Genomic DNA, 714 nt, shown 5'->3' with positions numbered 1-714 from the left:
GCGCCATGACGAAGCTCCGGGTGGACCAGATCCGTGAGAAGACCTCGTCCTAACGGAGCTTCGTCCCCATTCGACACGCCGACGTGGTGACCACTACCCACCGTAAGATGATCTTGAAACGCCCGTGCCGCCCAGCCTGATGGGGTAGTTCGGGTCGGCGAATAACATTGAGGGATGGCAGAGCCCAAGACGGAGAAGAGCACGTCCAACGCCTGGGCATGGCCGGTCGGCATTCTGATCGGTCTGGTGATCGGCATCCCCTCGTTCGGTTCGACGGGTGGAGTCGCCTTCGGTGTCGCCCTCGGCATCGCCTTCGCGCTCGCCTTCGGCGCGACCGGGAAGCGGTCCGAAGGCGGCCCATCCGCAGGCGACACGGCCGAAGGCGACCCGTCGGCAGGCGGCACGGCCGGAGAAGGGGGCTCGACCGCAATTCCCCCGAAGGGTTCCTCCATCCCGGACATTGCGGACGCCAGCGCAACCGGAGACAGTGCCGACGGTCCGCGCCGAGGGTGATCCACTCCCGTTCACCGAAAGTGGGGTATCCGGGGCCTGGGGATAGCCCGCTTTCGCCGAAGCCGAGTGGATTAAGAGCGACCGGCAATAGGTATCCAAGATTCGGACAGTTGGATACCCGGGGGTAGCAAGCAGGCACGGGAGGTTGATCATCGGAGTTCTCTACGCTCAGTGATCAATGGAGTCCCGTGCCTGCCCTCC

General features: G+C 64.4%; 1 protein-coding gene. It reads left to right on the top strand.

The features are described 5' to 3' along the window. Positions 1-174 precede the first annotated feature (174 nt). Positions 175-513, top strand: coding sequence for a hypothetical protein (locus F8271_RS31655; RefSeq protein ID WP_151493427.1), 339 nt, complete (start codon positions 175-177; stop codon positions 511-513). The last annotated feature ends 201 nt before the right edge of the window (positions 514-714 follow it).

Origin of the sequence: Micromonospora sp. ALFpr18c, from assembly GCF_008868155.1 — a bacterium.
Classification (GTDB): Bacteria; Actinomycetota; Actinomycetes; order Mycobacteriales; family Micromonosporaceae; genus Micromonospora.
Note: the sequence above shows the minus strand (reverse complement) of the source record. Positions and strands in the feature narration are given on the sequence as shown.

Coding starts and splice junctions, on each gene's coding strand:
- F8271_RS31655 (WP_151493427.1), top strand. CDS start 175: ATGGCAGAGCCCAAGACGGAGAAGAGCACGTCCAACGCCTGGGCATGG.